Here is a 22,258-nt window from a genome sequence, read left to right as displayed (position 1 = left end):
ATGAACGCCCTGAACTCCCTTCTGGACGGCTTCGGTACGGCCCTCACACCGGTCAACCTGCTCTGGGCCGCCGTCGGCGTCCTGCTGGGTACGGCCATCGGCGTACTGCCCGGCATCGGCCCGGCCATGGCGGTCGCCCTGCTGCTGCCGGTGACGTACGGGCTCGACCCGACCGGCGCGTTCATCATGTTCGCCGGCATCTACTACGGGGCGATGTTCGGCGGCTCCACGACCTCCATCCTGCTCAACACCCCCGGGGAGAGCGCGGCGGTGGTGGCGGCCATGGAGGGCAACCCCATGGCCAAGTCGGGGCGCGGCGCCCAGGCCCTGGCGGCGGCCGCGATCGGGCACTTCGCCGGCGGCATGGTCGGCACGCTGCTGCTGGTCGCGCTCGCGCCGACCGTCGCCGAACTGGCCGTGGACATCGGCGCCCCCGACTACTTCGCCATCATGGTGCTGGCGTTCATCGCGGTGACCTCGGTGCTGGGTTCGTCGCGCATCCGGGGCATGGCCTCCCTGCTGATCGGCCTCACCCTGGGCCTGGTCGGCCTGGACCGGATGACCGGTCAGCAGCGTCTGACATTCGGTTCGCTCCAACTGGCCGACGGTATCGACGTGGTGATCGTCGCGGTCGGTCTCTTCGCGATCGGCGAGGCGCTGTGGGTCGCCGCCCATCTGCGGCGCCGGCCGCCCGAGCCGATCCCGGTGGGGCGTCCCTGGCTGGGGCGGGACGACGTACGGCGGACCTGGAGGTCGTGGCTGCGCGGCCCGTTCATCGGCTTCCCGTTCGGCGCGATCCCCGCGGGTGGCGCGGAGATCCCGACGTTCCTGTCGTACGTGGCGGAGAAGCGCCTGTCCAAGCACCCGGACCAGTGGGGCAAGGGGGCCATCGAGGGCGTCGCCGGTCCGGAGTCGGCGGCGTCGGCCTCGGCGGCGGGCACCCTGGTGTCCATGCTGACCCTGGGCCTGCCGACCACGGCGGTCGCGGCCGTGATGCTGGCCGCCTTCCAGCAGTACGGCATCCAGCCCGGTCCACTGCTGTTCGAGCGCGAACCCGAGCTGGTGTGGGGTCTGATCGCCTCGCTGTTCGTCGGCATGGTGCTCCTGCTCGCGCTCAACCTGCCGCTGGCGCCGGTGTGGGCGAAGCTGCTGCGCATCCCGCGGCCGTATCTGTACGCCGGGATCATGTTCTTCGCGGCGGTCGGGGCCTACGCGGTCGGCGGGGAGGTGGTCGACCTGGTGATCCTGCTGATCATCGGCCTGATCGGCTTCGGCATGCGCAGGTACGGCCTGCCGGTGCTGCCCGCCGTCATCGGTGTGATCCTCGGCCCCAACGCCGAACAGCAGCTGCGGCGCGCCCTGCAGATCAGCGACGGCAGCGTGGCGGGCCTGGTGGGCACGCCGTTCGCGGTGACGGTGTACGCGGTGATCGTGCTGCTGCTGGCCTGGCCGCTGCTGAGGAAGGCGGTACGGCGGGGGCGCACGGCGGCCTGAGCCCGCGGGGACGCCCGCGCGAAAGGGGTGCGGCTCGGTCGAGCCGCGCCCCTTTCGCGCCTCTTCCCCGCCCCGCCCTTGACGGTGCACGGACTCGGTGGCTTCATGCATGGGAGCGCTCCCACTCACGGCGGACACCACCCGTCCCACTCCCCATCCCTCAGGAGCCCTCATGAGACCCCGCACAGCCCCCGTCCCCCGCACCGCGGCCGCGGCCGCGGCCGCCACTTTCCTGACCCTCCTGCTCTGCCTCCTCACCACCGCCTCCCCGGCCCAGGCGGCCGCCCCCACGGGCTTCCACGTCCGGGACGGCCGCCTCCTGGAGGCCGGCGGCAACGACTTCGTGATGCGCGGGGTCAACCACGCCCATACCTGGTATCCGGACCGGATCGGCGCCCTGGCCCACATCAAGGCCAAGGGCGCCAACACCGTGCGTGTGGTCCTGTCCAGCGGTGACCGCTGGACCCGCAACGACACGGCCGACGTGGCGAACGTCGTGGACCAGTGCAAACGGAACCGGCTGATCTGCGTCCTGGAGGTGCACGACACCACCGGCTACGGCGAGCAGAGCGGCGCCGTCACGCTCTCCCGCGCAGCCGACTACTGGATCAGCGTGCGCAGCGCGCTGACCGGCCAGGAGGACCACGTCATCGTCAACATCGGCAACGAGCCGTACGGCAACACCGGTTACGCGGCGTGGACGGCCGACACCAAGGCGGCGATCGGCAAGCTGCGCGACGCCGGCTTCGACCACACGATCATGGTGGACGCGCCGAACTGGGGACAGGACTGGGCGTTCACGATGAGCGACAACGCCGCCTCGGTGTTCGCCGCCGACCCCGACGCCAACACCGTCTTCTCGATCCACATGTACGGCGTCTTCGACACGGCCGCCGAGATCACCGCCTATCTCGACCGGTTCGTCAGCGCGAAACTGCCCGTGGTGGTCGGCGAGTTCGGGCACGACCACTCGGACGGCGATCCCGACGAGGACACGATCCTCGCCGTCGCCCAGCGACTGCGGCTCGGGTACCTCGGCTGGTCCTGGAGCGGCAACAGCGGTGATGTCGGGTACCTGGACATGGTGCAGGGCTTCGACCCGGACCGCCTCACCTCCTGGGGGCAGCGCCTCTTCAACGGGGAGAACGGCATCGCCGCGACCGCCGAGGAGGCCGCCGTGTACTCCGCCGGAGGGAAGGACGCCACTCCCCCGACGGCGCCCGGCACCCCCACCGCCTCCGGTGCGACCTCCTCGTCCGTCACCCTGAGCTGGGCGGCGGCCACGGACGCCACCGGCGTCACCGGCTACGACGTCGTGCGGATCGGCTCCGGCGCCGAGACGGCGGTCGCCTCCACGACCGCGACCACCATCACCCTGACCGGCCTGTCCTCCGCCACCTCTCACACCTTCGCCGTGTACGCCCGAGACGCCGCGGGCAACCGCTCGCCCAGGTCGGCGACGGTGACGGTCACGACCGCGCCGGGGAGCCCGGCGCCGTCCTGCGGCGTCGCCTACCGGGTGACGGCCGGCTGGCCCGGTGGCTTCCAGGGGGAGATCACGGTGCGCAACACCGGCACGGCCGTGGTCGACGGCTGGACGCTGCGCTGGACGTTCGCCGACGGCAGGCGCGTCACCAGCCTCTGGGGCGGCACGGTGACCCAGAGCGGGTCCGGGGTCGGCGTGACGGCCGCCCCGTACACCGCGACGATCCCCGCCGGAGGGTCGGTCACGCTCGGTTTCACGGCCACCGGGGAGCCCACCGGCTCCGGCCCGGCGGCCTTCACGCTGAACGGCGCCGACTGCTCCGTGAGTTGACCGGCGCCCCGGCCCGGTGCCGCCTCGCCCGCCCGTCCGGGTGGGGCGGCACCCGCGCCACGGCGAAGTCCTCCGAGGCTGGTACGAACCCGGCATGGGCGCACCGGCCTCCCGGTTCCGCCGGGTGGTGGGGCACGGCACGGCGTGGGCGTTCCGCCGGGACCCGTGCCGTGCCTCGGCCGCGCGCGACTGAGCTCCCGCCGGCCTCGGGGTCCCGGGCGTCCCCCGACCGGCCCCGCGTCTTTCGGCCAATCCCCGCACACCGGGGCCGTCCCGGGGTGGGTACGGGCCTGCACCCCCTATGCTTCTACATGCTTGTAGAAGCAAGCCCGTACACGCACGTGAAGGAGTGGACGCCACCATGGTGTTCAAACGACTGCTCGGCGCGATCGGCGTCGGCGGCCCCACCGTCGACACGGTCCTCGATCCCGCTCCCGTCCGGCCCGGCGGCACACTCGGCGGCCGGGTCCACCTGGAGGGCGGCAAGGCCGACTTCGAGATCGAGCACATCACCCTGGAGCTGGTGGCCCGGGTCGAGGCCGAGCGCGAGGACGGCGAGAGCGAGGGCGTGGTCGCCTTCGACCGGTTCACCGTGGGCGGCGGGTTCCGGCTCGCGGAGGGCGAGCGGCGCAGCCTGCCGTTCGGCGTGAGCCTGCCGTGGGAGACCCCGGTCACCGAACTGCACGGCCAGAGCCTGGGCGTCGTCCTCGGCGTACGCACGGAGCTGTCCGTGGCGGGCGCGAAGGACAAGGGCGACCTCGACCCGCTGAGCGTCACGCCGCTGCCCGTGCAGGAGGCGGTCCTCGAGGCTTTCGGCGGGCTCGGGTTCGGATTCCGTTCGGCCGACCTGGAGCTGGGGCACATCGGTGGCACGGATCAGCGACTGCCGTTCTACCAGGAGATCGAGCTGGTCCCGCCGCCGCGGTACGCGCAGCAGGTCCACGAGATCGAGGTGACGTTCCTGGCCGGGCCGGGCGGCATGGAGGTGGTGCTGGAGGCGGACGAGCGGGGCGGTTTCCGCGCGCCCGGCCACGACGCGCTGACCCGGTTCACGGTCTCCCACGACGGGGTCGAGCGGCAGGACTGGCCCGCGGTCGTCGACGGCTGGCTGCGCCACCTGGTCGAGCACCGGGCGCCGTACGGCGTGCCGGCCGGCGACGGCGCCCCGCCGGCCCACGGCCACGAGGCACATCACCACGAGGAGCGCCGGCCGGGCCCCGGCATGGGGACCGTCGTCGCCGCGGGCGCGGCCGGACTCGCGGTCGGTGTCGTCGGCGGCATGGTGGCGAGCGAAGTCGTCGACGAAGTGGGGGACTTCTTCGAGGGCGAGGAGGAAGAGGAGGAAGAGGAGGGCTGAGTCCGGCCGGGAGACCGTGCGGGCGCCGCGTGACCGGCGCCCGTTCCTCACAGCGGTGTCGCGGCGTGCAGGATGAGGACCATCGTGACGGCCGAGTTGGCCGACGACATCGCCGACACCGCCGTCCCGGCGGCCGCGCCCCAGGCCGCCAGGCCGACGGCCGTGAACGCCGGGGGCCAGCTGCGCACGGCGGGCGCCGGACCGAGCAGGGCCGCCACCCGGCGCGGTACCGGCCCGGGCGCGGCGAGGCCGGCCAGGGTCGGCGCCGGGGTGCCCCGCGAGACCAGGGCGGCCGCGCCGATGGCCCGGGCGACCGTGCGCCGGCTGCCGACCACCCGGGCCGCCTCCTCGTCCGCCCACCGCTCGGCCGTGTAGGCCACGGCGGTGCGCAGCGGACGCAGGAACGGATTGGCCCGGGCGGCGAGTTGCACGGTGAGCAGGAACCGGTCGTGGCGCGCGGCGAGGTGGGCCCGCTCGTGGGCGAACAGGGCGCGCCGCTCGGCCGGCCGCAGCCGCTGCAGCAGGGCCGTCGTCACCACGATCCGGCCCCCGCCCGCCCCACGGAGGCGGCCGGAAGTACGCCCCGGCCCGGTGCCCCGGGCGGGGGCCGCGCCGTCCCGCCGCGCTCCCCCGCGTCCGGCGCCGTCACCGCCCCGCCGCCCGCCGGGCGGCAGCGCGTACGCGTAGGGGACGGCGTCCGGCAGGACGGCCACCTCCGTGTCCGGCAGTCCGGCCAGCGCGCGGTGCGCCTGCCGGCGCACGCGGCCGTGCCGCCACAGGGCCCGGGCGCAGGCGGCGACCACCGCGCACAGGGCCGGGATGGCGGCCTTGCCGACCACCTCGTCGAAGGGCACGGCCGCCCGCACCTCCGGGTCCGACCAGCCGTCGGGCAGCGGGTTGCCGGGGAGCTGGGCGGTGCCGACCACCATGACCAGGCCCAGGCACACCGTGCTGCACAGCGCCAGCACCGCGGCCAGGACGGTCAGCAGCCGGGTCGCGGTGCGCGGGTGCAGGTGCTGCTCGGCCAGACGAGCGACCGGCCAGGCCGTGAGCGGCAGGACCAGCGGCAGGAAGACGAAGACCCCCATGAGGCGTCAGTCTTCCCCGTCGCCGTGTTCCTGCTCCAGCAGGTCCCGCAGCAGCCGTTCGTCGTCGGGACCGAGTCCCGTGACGAAGCTGGCGAGGACTGCCTCGCGGTCGCTCTCGGCGTCCAGCACCTTGCGCATCTTGCGCGCCGCCAGGCCCGCCTGGTCCGAGGCGGGCGTCCAGGCGAAGGACCGGCCCACCCGCTCCCGGGTGACGGCGCCCTTGCCCAGCAGCCGGGTCAGGATCGTGATCACGGTGGTGTACGCGAGGCCGCCGCCGAGGCGTTCCTGCACCCAGCCGGCCGTCGCCGGCCCGTCCGCCTCCCGCAGTGCCGACAGCACCAGCGCCTCCAGCTCGCCCTGCCCCCGCCGGGGTCGCTGCCGGGGATCCGTCACGGCCCTGCCTCCTTCATGCCGCCCTGCGTTGCCCGTGCGGACATCGTATAGACCGGCGGGACCCGCTCCGTCATCTTCTACAGTGTTGTAGATTCACGCTGTGGTCCGTTCGCACCGGCCGAGAACGCCGAGAAGGAGTGTTCCGTGGGAGTTTCCCTGTCCAAGGGTGGCAACGTCTCGCTCAGCAAGGAGGCACCGGGGCTCACCGCCGTCCTGGTCGGTCTCGGCTGGGACGTGCGCACGACCACCGGCACCGACTACGACCTCGACGCCTCGGCCCTCCTCCTCGACGCCTCCGGGAGGGTCCCCTCGGACCGGCACTTCGTCTTCTACAACAACCCGCGCAGCCCGGACGGTTCGGTCGAGCACACCGGTGACAACCTCACCGGCCAGGGCGAGGGCGACGACGAGACCGTCGAGGTCGACCTCGCCGCCGTGCCCGCCGAGGTCGACCGGATCGTCTTCCCGGTCTCCATCCACGACGCCGAGAACCGCGGCCAGAGCTTCGGGCAGGTGCGCAACGCCTTCATCCGGGTCGTGAACCAGGCGGACGGCCAGGAGATCGCACGCTACGACCTGTCCGAGGACGCCTCCACGGAGACCGCGATGGTCTTCGGCGAGCTGTACCGGCACGGCAGCGAGTGGAAGTTCCGTGCCGTCGGCCAGGGTCACGCCTCCGGACTGGCCGGCATCGCCTCCGACTTCGGCGTCGGCGTCTGACCCGCGCCGGCCGGGCCGCCCGGCCCACCCGCCGGGGGCGGGCCCGGCGACCGCACCCGCAACCGACCGACCCACCGGGAGACCACGTGGCCGCTCCGCACCGCCTCGGACCAGAGGACCGCGCGGACTTCGAAGCCGTCCTGACCCAGGCCCTCGGCAGCGCCGGATTCCGCGAGGCCCTCGGCCCCGACCCGGACGGCCGGGCCGAGGCGCACCTGCGCGCCGACGCGCTCGCCCACGCCGACGCCATCGCGGCGGCGGCCCGGGAGCCCTACCGCGACTATCTCGCGGTGCGGCGGGCGGCCCGGCACCGGCCGCGGCCGTCGTCCGGCACGGGGAGCCTGCTGCCCGCCCTCGCAGTGCTCACCCCCCTGGTGTCCACGGTGTCCGCCCTCGCCCTGCTGGCCCTCGGCGGCACGCTCCACGCCGTCGGGGTGCCCGGGCCGCTGCCGGGCTCGCTCCTCACGAGCGGCTGGACGCTCGCCCTGGTCGCCGCCGTGACCGGCCTGGTCGCGGCGGCCGCGCTGCTGCGCACGGCCCTGGACCGCCGCGTCCCGCCCGCCGCCGACCAGGTGGAGCACGCCCGGCTGATCTGGCGGCAGGCGCTGCTCGACCGCGGCATGCTGCCGCACCTGCGCCGGCACCTGCTCCCGCACCCCGAGGCGGCGATCACGCCGTGCTCCCCGCCCGATACGCTCGCGCCGTGCCCGGCCCGGGCGAGAAAGGACAGGACACCATGTTCGGACTGAGCGAGCTGGCGATCATTCTCATCGTCGTCATAGCCGTCATCGGGATCAAGAAGCTTCCCGAGCTGACCCGTTCGGCCGGCAAGGCCGCCCGCATCCTCAAGGCCGAGGCCCGTGCCGCCAAGGACGAGGAAGCCGGCACGGCGCCCGCGCCGCGGGTGGTCCGGGGCGAGGTCGTCCCGCCGGGCACGGGCCCGACCGCGCCCGGCTCCCGCCCGGCCGCCGCCCCGGACCACCCCTGATCGGTCCCTGACTACAGCGTGCGCTCCAGGCGCTCCGACACGGCCCGGACGAACTTGGCCGGGTCCTTGGGCTGTCCGCCCTCGGCGAGCACCGCGAGGGCGTGCAGCAGCTCGGCGGACTCGGCGAGCTCGCTGCGGTCCTCGCGGTCGCGGTACGCCTGGTTGAGGCCCTTCACCAGCGGGTGACCGGGGTTGAGCTCCAGGATCCGCTTGGTGCGCGGCACCTCCTGACCCATCGCCCGGTACATGTTCTCCAGCGCCGGGGTCAGGTCGTGCGCGTCGGAGACCACGCAGGCCGGGGAGACGGTGAGCCGCGTGGACAGGCGCACCTCCTTGATGTCCTCGTCCAGCTGCTCGCGCATCCAGCCGAGCAGCCCCGCGTACTCCTCGGCCTGCTTCTCCCGCTCCTCGCCGGCCTTCTCCTCGCCCTCGCCGTCCAGGTCGATCTCGCCCTTGGTGACCGAGCGCAGCTTCCTGCCCTCGTACTCGCCGACGGCGTCGGCCCACACCTCGTCGACCGGGTCGGTGAGCAGCAGCACCTCGATGCCCTTGGCCCGGAACGCCTCCAGGTGCGGGGAGTTCTCGATGCTCTGCCGGGACTCGCCGGTGATGTAGTAGACGGCGTCCTGGCCGTCCTTCATCCGCTCCACGTACCCGGCGAGCGTGGTCGGCTCGTCGTCGGAGTGCGTGGTCGCGAAGGACGCGACCGCCAGCAGCGCCTCCCGGTTGTCGGGGTCGGTGACCAGACCCTCCTTCAGGACGGTCCCGAACTCCCGCCAGAAGGTGGCGTAGCGCTCGGCGTCCTTGGTCATGAGTTCCTTGACCGTGGACAGCACCTTCTTGGTGAGCCGCCGCTGCATCATCCGGATGTGCCGGTCCTGCTGCAGGATCTCGCGGGAGACGTTCAGCGAGAGGTCCTGCGCGTCGACGACGCCCTTGACGAACCGCAGGTACGGCGGCAGCAGCGCCTCGCAGTCGTCCATGATGAAGACGCGCTTCACGTACAGCTGGACGCCGCGCTTGAAGTCCCGCGTGAACAGGTCGTGCGGGGCGTGCGCGGGGATGAAGAGCAGCGACTGGTACTCGAAGGTGCCCTCCGCCTGGAGCCGGATCGTCTCCAGCGGCTCGCGCCAGTCGTGGCTGATGTGCTTGTACAGCTCGTGGTACTCGTCCTCGGACACCTCCTCGCGCGAGCGCGCCCACAGCGCCTTCATCGAGTTCAGCGTCTCGGGCTCGGGCGTTCCGTCGCCGCCGTCGTGGTCCGGGACCATCCGGATCGGCCAGGTGATGAAGTCCGAGTAGCGCTTGACGATCTCGCGGATCGTCCACTCGGACGTGTAGTCGTGCAGCTGGTTCTCGGGGTCGGCCGGCTTCAGGTGCAGCGTGACGGAGGTGCCCTGCGGCGCGTCGTCGACCTTCTCCAGCGTGTAGGTGGCCTCGCCCCGGGACGTCCAGCGGGTGCCCTGGTCCTCGCCGGCGCGCCGGGTCACCAGCGTGACCTCGTCGGCCACCATGAACCCGGAGTAGAAACCGACGCCGAACTGGCCGATGAGCCCTTCGGCGCCGCCCCCGTCCTGCGCCTCCCGCAGCTCCTTGAGGAAGGCCGCCGTGCCGGAGTTGGCGATGGTGCCGATGAGGCGGCCGACCTCGTCGTACGACATGCCGATGCCGTTGTCCCGCACGGTGAGGGTGCGGGCCTCCTTGTCGACGTCGATCTCGATGTGCAGATCGGAGACGTCGGCCTCCAGCGAGTCGTCCCGCAACTTCTCCAGACGCAGCTTGTCGAGCGCGTCGGAGGCGTTGGAGACGAGCTCGCGCAGGAAGACATCCTTGTTCGAGTAGACCGAGTGGATCATCAGCTGGAGCAGCTGACGGGCCTCTACCTGGAACTCAAACGTTTCGGTCGTCATGGTTCGCGAATACCTCACAGGTCCCACAGTCGCCTGAACTGGTGGCTGTCACTGTAAAACACCAAGTCAGGCCGGGGACCCGGAAGTCAGACGAGGTGGGCGAAGACGACCAGATTCTCGGTGTAGTCCCGGGCCTTGCGGTCGTAGGCCCCGGCACAGGTGATCAGCCGGACCTGGGCCTGCGGGGTGTCGCCGTACACCCGGTCGCTGGGGAAGTCGTCCTTGCGGAAGGACTCCTTGCCGTCGACGACGAAGTCGGCCCTGCTGCCGTCGGCCCGCATCACGTGGAACTTGTCGCCCTTCTTCAGCTCGCCGAGGCCGGCGAAGACGGCCGGGGAGGTCTTGGTGTCCACGTGCCCGGCGATGATCGCGGTCCCGCGCTCGCCGGGCGAGTGGCCCTTGGCGTACCAGCCGACGAGGTTGGTGTCGTCGGCCGGCGGGGGATCGAGCATGCCCGAGGGACCGATGGCGAGGTCGGTGAAGGGTGCGTTGACGCCGATCTTCGGGATGAGCAGGCGGACCGGCCGGGACCGGGGCAGCCGCGGGCCCTCGGCGGAGGGGGACGCCGACGCCCCGGGCGGCGTGTAGGGAGCGGCCGAGGCCGCGGGAAGGGCGGGCGGGGCGTGCGGCGGGCCGCCGTCGAAGGAACCGCCCCGGCCGCCCGTCAGGTTCAGCGCCAGGGCCAGTGCGGCCGCCGACCACAGCACCGCCACTATGGTGCGCAGCCGTCTCCGGGACCGTGCGGGCTCCGGGTCGGGAAGGGCAGGGGGACTGACTGCCATCGAGAACCACCTCGTTCAGGGCACGGCAGGGGGCACGGCCCGCGCTGGGACGAGCCGGGCCGCCGCGACGCGCGGGGCGCGTGCGGCGGCCGGTATGAGGTCAGGCATCGGTCACGCCGCGCCCTGGGCGGCCTTCCGGCGGCGCAGCGCGTACAGACCGGTACCGGCGACCGCCAGCACCGCGAGACCGCCGGCGGTCACACCCGAGGTGTTGGCCAGCGCGCCGCCACCGGTGTGCATGCCACCGCGCGGCTTGTCGTGCTTGCCCTCCCACGAGCCCTTGTCGTGCTTGCCGCTGTACCCCTCGTCGCCCTTGTCGCCGTAGGAGTCGTCCTCGTGCTTGCCGGACCAGCCGCCCTCGCTGTCCTCCTTGTAGCTCCCGCCCTCCTGCTTGTCCCAGTCGTCCGAGTTGACCAGGGCCAGGGCGCCGCCACCGGTGTGCATGCCACCGCGGGGCTTGTCGTGCTTGCCGTGCCAGGCGTCCTTCTCGTGGCTGCCGTGCTCCTCGTCCTTGCCGTGCTCGTCGTGCTTGCCCTCCTCGTCGTGCTTGCCCTGCTCCTCGTCCTTGCCCTGCTCCTCCTTGCCCTGCTCCTCGTCCTTGCCCTGCTCCTCGTCCTTGCCCTGCTCGTCGCGGCCGCCCTGGTCCTCGGGCTTGCCCTGCTCCTCGCCGGCCTCGTCCTCGGGCTTGCCCTCGTCGTCGCCGGAGTCGCCGTCGCCGTCCGAGGTCACGGCGGTCAGCGCTCCGCCACCCGTGTGCATTCCGCCGTGCGGCTTGTCGTGCTTGTCGTGCTTGTCGTGCTCCTTGCTGTAGGAAGTGGAGTCGTCGTCCCAGTCGCCCATCACCTGGGCGTAGGCGCCGGGGGCGGCGATCGCGAGAGCCGCCGTGGCCGTGGCCGTGGCGAGCAGCATGCGGGCAGAGCGCATCGGTGAGTCCTTCCGTCGCGAACCGGGCAGCCGGCGCCTCGCCGGCTCACGAGACCCGGTCTCGACGTGAACCACCGTCAGTCACGCCGGGCGCTCCCACCATCCGGGACGTTCACACGGGTTACGGCCACACCCTGTCGGCGGAATCCGGCCCCCGGCAGCGGGTCGGGAAGCCGGGTGGTCCGACCCCACCGATGCCCGCCTCCCACAGCACCGCGGGGACGCCAAGGACTCTCCGCCGGCCGAGGCGCACAGGGCCGTGGCCGGCGTGTTCCGGATCGGCCGGCGGTGACTCGGCGCAGGGATCGGCGGGCCGGTGTGCGAGAGGTGGGGCCGGTGCGCGGCGGGCGGGCGGCGGGCCGGAGGTGTCAGTGGTGGCCGGGGCTTCGGTGGGTCGTGCGTGCGGGGTCCGGGTCTATCAGCTGGGCCGCCATGCCGAGGACGACCAGCCCGGCCGCGATCAGCAGTCCCTGGGGCAGGACGATGCCCACGCCGAGGAGGACCACCCCGATCGCCAGCCCCCAGCGGGGCCCGGTGCGCCGGTACTCGCGGGGCGGCGCGGGCCGGCCGGATCTCATGGCACGGGCGAACCGGGGGTCCTGCCGCTCCAGACGTGTCTGCAGGTCCACGAGGCGCGCGTCTTCGGACGGGGGCACGGCTTCTCCTCTCCGGAACCGTCGGTGCCGCGGGCAGGACACACCGGGGCCAGGGCACGTCGTGGGGGTTCGGGACGGGGCGGGTGCGCGGGGATCGGGTTCGCCGGTGTCCGGCCGGCCGGTCTCACCAGGGCTTCAGCTTCTCCCCCCTTCGACGGCGCGCGCCATCAGGCCCGCCCCTCATTCTTCCCGGTGGCCGCCCCCCATGAACGCCCGGCGGCGCGGGCTCCGTTCGGACGAAGACGGGTGCCGCCACCGATGGCGCGCGAGGGCCGGGCGGGTGGCGCACGGGCCCGGGGACGGCGTCGGGGGGGCTGAAAGGTGCCCGCCACGTCTGGGCGGACCCGCCCGCTGACGCCTTCGGCTCGTCGCGGCCACCGCGCTGTGCTCGGGCCGCCGGCCCACCCCGCTGTTGCGGGCCCGGCCACCCTGTGGGACATCGCCGAGGTGCCGACATCCGGACCTGGCGGATCGGCCGGAGCCGACTGCTGCGCCGTGAGCGTCGGACTCGTCGAGCCCTGAAGGGCCGGGCGCCCCGCGCCGTGGCGCCGGGCCCGGCCTCACCGGCGCTCGGTCCTCCCGGCGGGCCGGGGTGCGCTGTCCGCGGTGACGTGGACGCCGATGACGCCGGTCCCGCCGTGGGGTTCGCCCTCGTGGTCGTCCGTGACGCTGCGGGGTTCGCCCGCGCCCGCCCGCTCCGCGGGTCCGTGGGTCCCGGCCGTGCGGCCGGGCAGGAGGCGACGGCCGGACCGGAGCGCACGGGCGAGCAGGTGGGCTCGTCCGGCGGCGATGGGGCCGAGGACCGCGAGGACGAGGACGTACCCGGCGACGAACGGGGCGAGCCGGTCGTCGAGTCCGGCGCCGGCGGCCATCGCGGCCAGGATCAGCGCGAACTCCCCCCGGGCGACCAGGGTGGTGGCGATGTCGGCAGCGGTGCCGGTGCCGTAGCGGTACAGACGGGCGACGAGGAGTCCGGCGGCGATGTTCATCACCAGGGTGAGGGCGGCCGCCGCGGCCACCGGGCCGACCACGGAGACGACGTCGCCGGGGTCGATGGACAGCCCGAAGGCGAAGAAGAAGATGGCCGCGAAGGCGTCGCGCAGCGGATGCACCAGGTCCCGTATGCGCGGGCCGGACGGCGTGCCGGCCAGGATGAGCCCCACCATGAACGCGCCGATGGCGTCGGCCACTCCGAGGACCTCGGCGACCCCCGCCACCAGGACGGCCGCGCCGAGGAAGCTGATGACCAGCAGTTCGTCGTCGCGGGTCTGGATCAGACGCCCGACCGGACGCGTGCCGTAGCGGGCCGCGGCGGCCAGCAGCAGCAGGAAGCCGAAGGCCTTGCCGGCCTGCAGGACCACGTCGCCCACGCCCTCGGCGCCGCTGATCACCGGCTGGAGCGCGGCCAGGTACAGCGCGAGGAAGATGTCCTCGACGACGATGACGCCGAGGATGAGGCGCGTCTCGGGACGGCCGATGCGGCCGAGGTCGATGAGGATCTTGGTGACGATAGCGGACGAGGAGATGCCGAGGACACCGGCGAGCACCAGCGCCTCGCGCACGCCCCACCCGAGGGCGAATCCGAAGCCGAGTCCCGCACCGACGTTGAGCAGCAGATAGATCCCGCCCGCGCTCAGCAGGCGCCGGCCGCCGCTCCTGAGGTCGTCGAGGTGGAACTCCAGGCCCAGGTAGAACAGCAGCAGGACCAGTCCGAGTGCGGAGAGCATCTCGAAGTCGTGGGCGTCCTCGACGATGACCAGGCCCGGGGTGTGCGGGCCGAGCAGGATGCCCGCGAGCATGAACAGCGGGATCGTGGGGAGTCCGATCCGGCCGCCGAGGCGGGCGAGGAAGGCTGCGGCGAGGAAGGCGCCGCCCATGGCGAGCAGGCTGTCAGCGTGTCCCACGGGTCACCGCCTTCCCGGGGGCCGAGAGGGTGGATCGTTTCTGCGCACGAGGGTGGATGGGCTTCTCCTCGGGGGATGTGCCGGACGTCGTGTCGGGTCGGCCCGGAGCGCGCCCGTCACGGGGCGCCGGCGCCGGGTCCGTGGACAGCCTCACACCGGCTCCGGCCGTGCCGCCATCGGTGACCGCACCCATCTCCGGGTGGCGACGACACCCATACCGGCCGGATCACCGCCCGTCACACCTGCCGGTGGTCGATTCCCAGCAGGCTCGCCGCCGCACGGAAGTCGGCGGCGTGGTGGCCGACCGCCAGGGACCAGTGGTGGCCGACGCCCGTGGCGCTCCAGGCGTCCACCCATGCACCGGGGTCGCGGCCGAAGTCGACCCGGCTGGTGGTGTTGCCGATCTCCAGCAGCGGCCCGGGGACGACGGTGCCCTCGGAGGTGACGAAACACAGACTGCCATCGGCGTCCTGGCCCAGCCCGAGCAGGGTGACGGGACCGTGCCGGACGTCGAACTCGACGCTCACGCCCCAGCCACGCTTGCCGTGGTAGACGCCGAGGCCGCGCAGGAGCGGGTCACGGGCGCTCACGGCGAGGTGGGCGGGCCCGTCGTGGCCCATCTCCACCACGCCGTCCTGGAAGTCGAGGGCCTGGATCTCGGTGAACGAGCCTCCCGCACCCACACTCTGGGTGGTCAACTGGGCGACGGAGGTGCGCAGTTCGTACTCACCGGCGGCGGGCACGCCCCGGGCGGTGAGCAGGGAGGCGCCGAGGATCATGCCGGCGCCGAGCCGCTCGTGCAGTTCCCCGTCGAGGCCGCGGTGGTAGTACGCCAGGGAGTCCAGTGCGAAGTCGTGGACGAGCCGGTCGAGGGCGACGGAGACGGTGGCGCCCCAGGCGAAGTCCTCCTCCGCCACGCTGTCGTGGAGGGTGAACACCTGCCTAGCGAGCGCCATCCGCTCCCGGGTCTCCTTCTCCGTCACCCGCTCCACGCGATGGCGCAGGTCGTCGAACTCCAGCACCTCCACGTGCGAGCCGAAGGTCGCCGCCAGCAGCGTCGGGTCGGTCTGGACGTCGAGCATGCCGGGGTAGGCGTGCCCCATCAGGCCGTGCCGGGCGTGGCGGAGCGCGGCGCGGACACGGGCCGCGCGGATCCACTGCTCGATGCGCCGCCACGCCGATTCCTGGCGCAGCCAGCCGGAGACCGACCGGAAGGGGATGCCGGCACGCCGGAAGACGTTGCCGACCTCCGGGAGGGGGCACTGCCCGCAGTAGGCCAGCCACGCCCCGGTGTCGAAGGAGGCGTGGTTCATTCGCTCGGACGGCTGCAGGTCGACGACCAGGACGGGCGTGTGCGAGCGCTGCGCGATCGGCAGGACCATCGACGAGGTGAGGTACGTCGTCAGGAACAGCACGATCAGGTCGCAGTCGGCCCTGCGCAGCTCCTCGGCGGCACGGGCTCCTTCCCGGGCGTCGGAGACGAATCCCGCGTCGGTGACCTCGGCGTCGAGGTGCCGGAGGCGGTCGGCCACGTAGGCGGCGGATTCCCGCAGTCGCGGGAGGAGGCCCGGGAACTGCGGCCAGTAGGTGCCGAGTCCGCCGGCGACCAGGCCGACGCGGGCGGGGCGCCGGGTGACCGGCGGGAGGAGGTCGTGCAGTGCGGAGGCGCGTGCGGCCGTGCGGCCGGCGGTCGTTGCCATGGTCGGTGCTCCTCGCGAGGTCGGCGGCTCAGGTGCTGGGGACGCGCAGGTCCGCTCCGCGCGGCTCGGCCGCGGCGGAGCGCGGGACCAGGACGCGGATGATGAAGACACCCGCCACGGCCGCCGCCGTCATGCAGGCGGTGATCGTCCACAGCAGGACGGACGGGCTGTGGTCGGCGAGCGCCGGGGTGAAGAACGCGGCGACGGCGAAGACACCCCGGGACAGCGCGTAGGTGAGGCCCTGGGTGGTGCCGCGGGTGTCGGCGGGCAGCGTGAGCTGCGACCAGACCTTGTAGTTGGCCTCGCCGGCGAAGGGGTTGGACAGCTGGTAGAGCACGAAGAAGACGAGCATGCCGGCCAGGGCGCCCGCGGTGAGGGACGCGATGACGAAGGCGAGGATCTGCACCAGGGCGGCGACGTGGAACAGCCGGTCCCGCCAGGGGCTGTCGGCGACGCGGACGAAGGCCAGGGTCAGCAGTACGCCGATCGGGATGAAGGCCAGGTTGATGCCGGTGGCCAGGCTCTGCGAGGCGTCGCTGACGGTGACGAGCAGGTAGGTGCCGAACTGGCCGAAGGTGTTCGCGCCGAGGCCCCAGGTCACGTAGAAGACGAAGGTCGCGGTCATCGGCAGCAGCGCGGCGCGGGTCCACACGGTCCGCAGCGCGCCTCCCGGCGGCGCGTCCTGCGGCTCCCGCGCGGCGGGCGCTTCGGGCAGTTTCAGCCGGGAGCGCAGGGCCCAGGTGACGAGTGCGGCCACGGCCAGCTGGCCGGTGATGATGCGCGCTCCGGTCATGCCGGTGGTCGACAGGACGAAACCGAGGAAGACCGCGACGGTGATGCCGAGCATCCACATGACCTGCGTGAAGGCCACGAGTCTGCCGCGGGCCCAGGCCGGGGCCGCGTCGGAGACGACGGCCAGGGACGTCGGCAGGTCGGCGCCCGCGGCGAGCCCCGCGACGAGGACGCCGGCGAGCAGGGTGATGTCGTCCGGTGCCAGGGTGATGACGACGGCGCCGAGGGCGAAGCAGAAGATGTCCCAGTTGTAGACGCGGCGGCGGCCGAAGAGGTCGCCGAGCCGCCCGCCGACGAGCGAACCGACGGCGATGCAGCCGGTGACGATCGCGCTGATCGCCCCGGCCATCCAGACGCCCATGTCGTAACTGTCGCGGTAGAGCGCCAGGTTGACGGAGATGCCGACGATCAGCCCGGCGTCGAGGTAGGAGGCCATGCCGGACAGGGCGGCGGCCTTCCACAGTGCTGGGGGGATGGGACGGGTACCGGCCATGGGCGACTCCGTCGTCCGGTGAGAGCGCGGTGCGGGGCCTGGTCGCAGCGAATATAGGGCGGGAAAAACGTTGCAACAAGGTATCCCGTGCATCGGCACGGAAGGACCTGGGCCTGAACGGGGCTTGAACTGCCCGTGGCGCGTCCGTTCCAGGTCGCCTACGGTGACAGCGGCCTGAAAACGTTTCAGGGGAAGGACCACCTCCGTGCTCTCCCCCACTCTGCGACAGCTGTTCGACCACCCGCCCCGCGACTTCGGCCCCACTCCCCTGTGGTGGTGGTCGGGTGCCGAGGTCACCCGTGAGCGGCTCGCCTGGCAGATGCGGGCCTTCGCGGAGGGCGGGATCCACAACCTCGTGGTGATCAACCTGGCTCCGGCCGGACCGGCGTTCGGCGCCCGCGCGGACGATCCGGTCTGGTTCGGCGAGGAGTGGTGGGCACGCTTCTGCGACGCCTGCGAGGTCGCGGCCGGTCTGGGCACCCGCTTGTGGTTCTACGACCAGATCGGTTTCTCCGGAGCCAACGTGCAGGGCGGGGTGACACGCCGTCACCCCGAGGCGGCCGGCCTCGCCCTGCGCCACCGCGACGTGCGCGTGGCATGCGGCCGGGTCCGCCTCGACGACGGCGAGTCCCCGCTGGCCGCCCACACTCCGGACGGCAGGCGCCTCGACGTGGGCGGGGACGGGGCCGTGGACGCGGCCGACGGATCGCGGGTACGGCTCGTGACCACCGTCGCGACGGCCTTCGACTACCTGGACCCGCACGCCGTCGGCCTGCTGACGGACGCGGTGCACCACGAGTTCGACCGGCGCGTCCCCCAGTACCTCGGCACGGTGATCGCGGGAAGTTTCCAGGACGAACTGCCCCGCACGAACGCCTGGAGCCGCCGCTTCGCCGGTGAGTTCCGCGCCCGGCGCGGCTACGACCTGCTCGACCACCTGCCGGCCCTGTTCGGCTCCGGCACCGGTACGGGCGCCCAGGACGCGAAGATCCGCGCCGACTACTACGCGGTCCGCGCGGAACTCACCGAGGAGGCGCTGTTCCGGCCGCTCGCCGCCTGGCACCGCGAGCGTGGTCTGCTGCTGGGCAGCGACCAGAGCCATCCCGCCCGCGCGGGCCTCCCGGTCCAGTCGACGCAGCTCTACACCGACTACTTCCGCACCCACCGCTGGTACGGAGCGGCGGGCAGCGACCACCACGGCGACGCCAAGGTCCACTCGTCCCTGGCCCACCTCTACGGCCACGAGCGGGTGTGGATCGAGGCGTTCCACTCCTCCGGCTGGGGCGGCACGCTCGCGGACACCTACGACTGGCTGCTGCCGTTCCTGCGCAGTGGCGCCAACCTCTACAACCCGCACGCCAGTTACTTCGGCACGGCGGGAGGCTGGTTCGAGTGGGCGCCGCCGTCGACCGACTGGCGCCAGCCGTACTGGAGGCAGTACCCGGCGTTCTCCCGGGCCGTGGCGCGGATCTGCTCGATCATGTCGTGGGGCACCTACGCGGCCGAGGTGGCGGTCCTGCACCCCACCGCCACCATCCAGGCGCTGGTCCCCCTCGACGCGCCGGTGCGGCACTTCGGCGACCTGCGGCTGGGCGAGGGGCACGCCGACGCCGACGAGACCCAACGCCACTACCTCGACCTGTGCGGCACGAACAACTGGCTCGCCCCGCACGCCGGTTCGCTGGACCGGCACGGCGTCTCCTTCGACATCGTCGACGACGACTCGGTCCACCGCGCCCGGGCCGCCGACGGCGCCCTGCGGACACGGGGCCTGGCGTACCGCGCGGTGCTGCTGCCGTCGGCGAGTGTGCTCCGGGAGGACACGGCACGCCGGCTGACGGAACTGCTCGACGCCGGAGGCCGGGTCGTGGTGGTCGGGCGTGCTCCGGCCTCGGCCGCGGGCCGGTCCGGTGACGACGCGGTGGTCGAGGCCCTGGCGGCCCATCCCCGGCTGGAGCGGGTGCCCGACGCGGAGACCGGGGCGGCGGCGGTGGCCGGCCTCGCCGGGTACGCGACGGCGTCGGTGCCGCTGCTGGTCCGGCGGCGGGGCGAGGAGGCCGTGGCCCTGGTCACGGGGACCTTTCCCGAGTCGGGCGCGCATCCGCTGCGTCCCGGCCCCGGGCCGGCGGTTCCCGGCACCCGGACCGTGACGGTGCGCGCGGCCGTCGCCGAGGCCGAGGCGTGGAACCCGGCGACCGGCTCGCGCGAGCCGGTGCGGGTCACGGTCCGCGGCGACGGGCGGGTGTCGACGCTGGACGTCCCGCTGGACGGCGCCCCGGCCGTGCTCGTCGTCTGGCGCGAGGGCCGGCCGGCCACGGCGCGTACCCACCGGACGGCCGCGTGCCGGGTGATCGACCTCTCGGGCGGCTGGCAGGGGCGGTTGGTCCCCACGATGGACAACACCTGGGGCGATCTCGCGCTGCCACCGGGTTCACCCGTGGACGAGCCGCAGATCTGGTCCATGGAGTGGAGCGAGGGCGAGGAGTGGGAACCGGTCCGGGTCACGTACGGCAACCGGGTCCGGGTCCTGCCGCCGGTGCGGGCCGACCGGTTGCCCGAGCCGCTGGACGCCGCCCGCGCGGAGCGTGTCCTGGCCGGGGCGCACCCCCTCGCACCGCCGGACTCCGGCTGGGAGCCGGCGGTCTACTCCGCGAGCCGGGGGGCGCCCGCGCAGGGCGGGCTGCTGGGGATCAAGGGCCTGGTGAACGAGGAGTTCGTGCGGGTCCCCGTGCCCACCGGTGCGACGGCGGCCCGGGTCCGGGCGATCGTCGGGACCGGCCGGCGCGGGCCGGCCGAGTTGCACGTCGGCGCGGAGGCCGTGAAACGGGTCTGGTGGAACGGCGAGCAACTGACTCCGGACGGCGAGGGGTACCTGGCCTCCACCCGGATCACGGTGACGCGGGACCGCAACGTGCTGGAGTACGAACTGTCCGGGGCACAGAGCCGTCCCTCGGCGATATCGGCCGTCGACGGCACACCGCTGGGCAGCTTCTTCTGCCTGACCGAACCGGGCGGGTTCGGCCCGCGCCCGAGGTTCATGCGTCCGCCCGACGGGGTCCGGCCGGACGGCCCGGTCACCTATCGCGCCCGGCTGCGGGTGCCGGGCGGGGACCCGCGGGCGGTGCTCGTGGTGGGCGCCGCCCGGGCGGTCACCGTGCTGCTCGACGGAGAGGTCGTGGCGCGGCAGGAGAAGGCGGAGTACTACGAGGCGGACTGGGGGGCCGTGCCGATGTACTTCCGTCACGAACCCGCGCTCGGCCCCGGCGAGCACACGCTCGAGGTGGTGGCGGGGGGCAGCGGCGCACGGGACGCGGTGTTCGTCGACCTCGTGGTGCGCTCCGCGGCCGGGATGACGGCCCTGGTGAGCGGGGCGGGCTGGGAGGCCGCCTCGGGGCGGTGGCGGGGCCGGACCGTCGAGGACGGGCGCAGGCGGGGCGAGCTGGGACACTGCCACGCCGTCGTGCGCCCGCATCCGCTGCCCGCCGCCGCGTGGCTGTGCGGTCACCCCGAGCCGGCCGGCACCGTGTGGCCCACGACCGCGACCGACACCGCCCGGCCCGCGCCGCAGCGCTTCCGCTTCACCGTCCCGGCGGGCACGCGGTCACTGACCCTGCCCCTGGCGCTGCGCGCACGGGCGCGGATCCCCGGCGGAGGGCACGTCCCCGTGCGAGGGGAGCGCCTGTCGTTCCCTCAGGTGCTGTCCGAACCCGCCACGGTCGAGGTCGTGACCGAGCCGACGGTGTTCCTGCGCGGTGGCTCCGCATGGCGGGGCCCGGTGCGGGTGCGGACCGTCCCCGCGCCGCTGCCGCTCGGTGACTGGCGTGAGCGGGGGCTGTGCGGCTGGAGCGGCGGTGTGGCCTACGCGCGGACGGTGGAGGTGCCGGCCGGGCCGGACCCGGTGCTGGACCTGGGGCGGGTGCGGGGCAGCGTGGACGTCCGGGTGGACGGGGAGTTCGCCGGGGAGGCGTTCTGCCCGCCGTACCGGATCCCGTTGCGCGGGGTCGCGGGGCGGTGCGTCCGGCTGGAGGTGACGGTCCGGGGCACGCTGGCGCCCTATCTGGCGGAGGCCACGCCGACGGAGTGGGCCTTCGCGTCGCAACTGCCGTCGGGGCTGTGGGGACCCGTGACGCTGCGCATCCCGGCCTAGGGCCCGTCCGGCCGTTCCCGTTCGCCGCATCGGGCGACGATGCGCATCGTCGGACGGGCCCTAATCGCCCGCTGGGGCCCGGGTGGAGTCGCGCAGGACGAGGCCGGGGGCGAAGACGCGGGTCTCGTGGACGTGTTCGGCGCGGGCCTCGATCTCGTCCAGCAGCATCTCGACCGCGGCACGGCCGAGGTCCTCCACCGGCTGGCGGACCGTCGTCAGCGTCGTCGCACCGAACGTCGCGACGTCGAGGTCGCCGTAGCCGACCACCTGGACGTCCTCGGGGATGCGCACGCCCCGCTCGGTCAGGGCACGGCACACCCCGGCGGCCAAGAAGTCGTTGGTGCAGAACACCCCGTCGGGCAGGTCCGTCAGGGCGCGGACGATCCGTGTGCCGTACGCGACGGTCATCCGCTCGGCGACGACCTGGTCCAGCCGCGCCTCGCGGCGGCTGCGCACGGCCTGCCGCGCTCCCTGGTAGCGGTCGGCGCACTGGCGTATGCGGCGTTCGCCGTTGACCACGAGGATGTCGCGGGCGCCGCTGTCGAGAAGGTGCTGCACGGCGATGCGGCCGCCCGCGATGTCGTCGACGGAGGCCGAGCAGCCCTGCTGGTCGGGCAGCGCACGGTCGGCGAGGACGAGCGGGATGCCGCGCTCGCGCAGCCGGGCCAGCCGGCCGGGATCGGCGCTGAGCGGCACGACGACGACACCGACGGCCCGCTGCCCGGCGAGCATGCCGAAGTAGCCCTGTTCACGCTCCGGGTCGTCGCCGCTGTGGCAGAGGACGAGGGAGTAGCCGTGGTCGTAGGCGGCGTCGGCGGCGCCCCGGGCGATGCGCGCGTAGAAGGAGTTGGTCACGTCGGGCAGGACCAGTCCGATCGCCGAGGAGTGGCCGGTGCGCAGCCCGGCCGCGCCGGGGTGGGGGACGTAGTCCAGCGCGGCGACCGCGACGCGGACGCGCTCGGCGGTGCCGGCGGTCACGCGCTCGGGCCGGTTGAGGACGTTGGAGACCGTGGAGACGGAGACGCCGGCGGCCGCGGCGACGTCCTGGATGCGGGCGGGGCGTGCCGGAACGGCGTCCACCCCCTCCCACTCAC

17 protein-coding genes are annotated in these 22,258 nt (G+C 73.6%); 7 read left to right on the top strand and 10 right to left on the bottom strand.

The genetic code is table 11. From position 1 onward, the window contains the following. From Q5694_RS01145 to Q5694_RS01135, 3 genes are all read left to right on the top strand, one after another. Positions 1-1,494 (top strand): tripartite tricarboxylate transporter permease, encoded by a 1,494-nt coding sequence (locus Q5694_RS01145; RefSeq protein WP_333930041.1) that lies wholly within the window; start codon positions 1-3, stop codon positions 1,492-1,494. Positions 1,495-1,666: 172 nt separating this feature from the next. Next, positions 1,667-3,310: a cellulase family glycosylhydrolase gene (locus Q5694_RS01140; protein WP_333930040.1), complete on the top strand. Its 1,644-nt coding sequence runs from the start codon at positions 1,667-1,669 to the stop codon at positions 3,308-3,310. Positions 3,311-3,671: 361 nt separating this feature from the next. Further along, positions 3,672-4,667: a sporulation protein gene (locus tag Q5694_RS01135; RefSeq protein ID WP_333930039.1), complete on the top strand. Its 996-nt coding sequence runs from the start codon at positions 3,672-3,674 to the stop codon at positions 4,665-4,667. 47 nt (positions 4,668-4,714) lie between these two features. On the opposite strand, the gene Q5694_RS01130 is transcribed toward Q5694_RS01135, so the two are convergent. Further along, the gene (locus tag Q5694_RS01130) at positions 4,715-5,755 is read right to left on the bottom strand and encodes a M56 family metallopeptidase (protein WP_333930038.1); all 1,041 of its coding nucleotides are present in this window, start codon (positions 5,753-5,755) and stop codon (positions 4,715-4,717) included. Between the two features lie 6 nt (positions 5,756-5,761). Then, complete coding sequence (locus tag Q5694_RS01125; RefSeq protein WP_333930037.1) at positions 5,762-6,148, bottom strand: BlaI/MecI/CopY family transcriptional regulator; 387 nt, start codon at positions 6,146-6,148, stop codon at positions 5,762-5,764. 144 nt (positions 6,149-6,292) lie between these two features. Here Q5694_RS01125 and Q5694_RS01120 point away from each other — a divergent pair, with 144 nt between their 5' ends. From Q5694_RS01120 to Q5694_RS01110, 3 genes are all read left to right on the top strand, one after another. Continuing rightward, positions 6,293-6,868, top strand: a complete 576-nt coding sequence (locus Q5694_RS01120; RefSeq protein WP_333930036.1) for a TerD family protein — start codon at positions 6,293-6,295, stop codon at positions 6,866-6,868. Between the two features lie 86 nt (positions 6,869-6,954). Continuing rightward, a complete protein-coding gene (locus Q5694_RS01115) occupies positions 6,955-7,617 on the top strand; it encodes a hypothetical protein (protein ID WP_333930035.1) in 663 nt (220 codons plus the stop codon). Next, on the top strand, positions 7,605-7,856 hold the full coding sequence (locus tag Q5694_RS01110; RefSeq protein WP_333930034.1) for a twin-arginine translocase TatA/TatE family subunit: 252 nt from the start codon (positions 7,605-7,607) through the stop codon (positions 7,854-7,856). The genes Q5694_RS01115 and Q5694_RS01110 overlap by 13 nt, the downstream gene beginning before the upstream one ends. Positions 7,857-7,867: 11 nt before the next feature. On the opposite strand, the gene htpG is transcribed toward Q5694_RS01110, so the two are convergent. From htpG to Q5694_RS01075, 7 genes are all read right to left on the bottom strand, one after another. After that, positions 7,868-9,766, bottom strand: a complete 1,899-nt coding sequence (gene htpG, locus Q5694_RS01105; protein ID WP_333930033.1) for a molecular chaperone HtpG — start codon at positions 9,764-9,766, stop codon at positions 7,868-7,870. An 86-nt stretch (positions 9,767-9,852) separates the two neighbouring features. Then, positions 9,853-10,548 carry a class F sortase gene (locus Q5694_RS01100; protein WP_333930032.1) on the bottom strand — a complete coding sequence of 232 codons (696 nt, stop codon included), beginning with the start codon at positions 10,546-10,548 and terminating at the stop codon, positions 9,853-9,855. A gap of 111 nt (positions 10,549-10,659) precedes the next feature. Further along, complete coding sequence (locus Q5694_RS01095; protein ID WP_333930031.1) at positions 10,660-11,472, bottom strand: hypothetical protein; 813 nt, start codon at positions 11,470-11,472, stop codon at positions 10,660-10,662. A gap of 368 nt (positions 11,473-11,840) precedes the next feature. Further along, positions 11,841-12,128: a DUF3040 domain-containing protein gene (locus tag Q5694_RS01090; RefSeq protein WP_333930030.1), complete on the bottom strand. Its 288-nt coding sequence runs from the start codon at positions 12,126-12,128 to the stop codon at positions 11,841-11,843. 560 nt (positions 12,129-12,688) lie between these two features. Then, complete coding sequence (locus Q5694_RS01085) at positions 12,689-14,032, bottom strand: cation:proton antiporter (protein ID WP_333930029.1); 1,344 nt, start codon at positions 14,030-14,032, stop codon at positions 12,689-12,691. Positions 14,033-14,268: 236 nt separating this feature from the next. Further along, positions 14,269-15,732: an L-fucose/L-arabinose isomerase family protein gene (locus tag Q5694_RS01080; protein WP_333930028.1), complete on the bottom strand. Its 1,464-nt coding sequence runs from the start codon at positions 15,730-15,732 to the stop codon at positions 14,269-14,271. Positions 15,733-15,760: 28 nt separating this feature from the next. Continuing rightward, positions 15,761-17,017, bottom strand: a complete 1,257-nt coding sequence (locus Q5694_RS01075) for an MFS transporter (RefSeq protein WP_333930027.1) — start codon at positions 17,015-17,017, stop codon at positions 15,761-15,763. A gap of 205 nt (positions 17,018-17,222) precedes the next feature. Between Q5694_RS01075 and Q5694_RS01070 the strand changes: the two genes are divergently transcribed. Next, positions 17,223-21,164: a glycosyl hydrolase gene (locus tag Q5694_RS01070; RefSeq protein WP_333930026.1), complete on the top strand. Its 3,942-nt coding sequence runs from the start codon at positions 17,223-17,225 to the stop codon at positions 21,162-21,164. A gap of 60 nt (positions 21,165-21,224) precedes the next feature. On the opposite strand, the gene Q5694_RS01065 is transcribed toward Q5694_RS01070, so the two are convergent. Then, positions 21,225-22,244 (bottom strand): LacI family DNA-binding transcriptional regulator, encoded by a 1,020-nt coding sequence (locus Q5694_RS01065; protein WP_333930025.1) that lies wholly within the window; start codon positions 22,242-22,244, stop codon positions 21,225-21,227. Between the last annotated feature and the right edge of the window lie 14 nt (positions 22,245-22,258).

The organism is Streptomyces sp. AHA2, assembly GCF_036857595.1.
In the GTDB taxonomy this organism is placed as follows: Bacteria; Actinomycetota; Actinomycetes; order Streptomycetales; family Streptomycetaceae; genus Streptomyces.
This window is presented reverse-complemented; position numbering and strand designations above follow the sequence as displayed.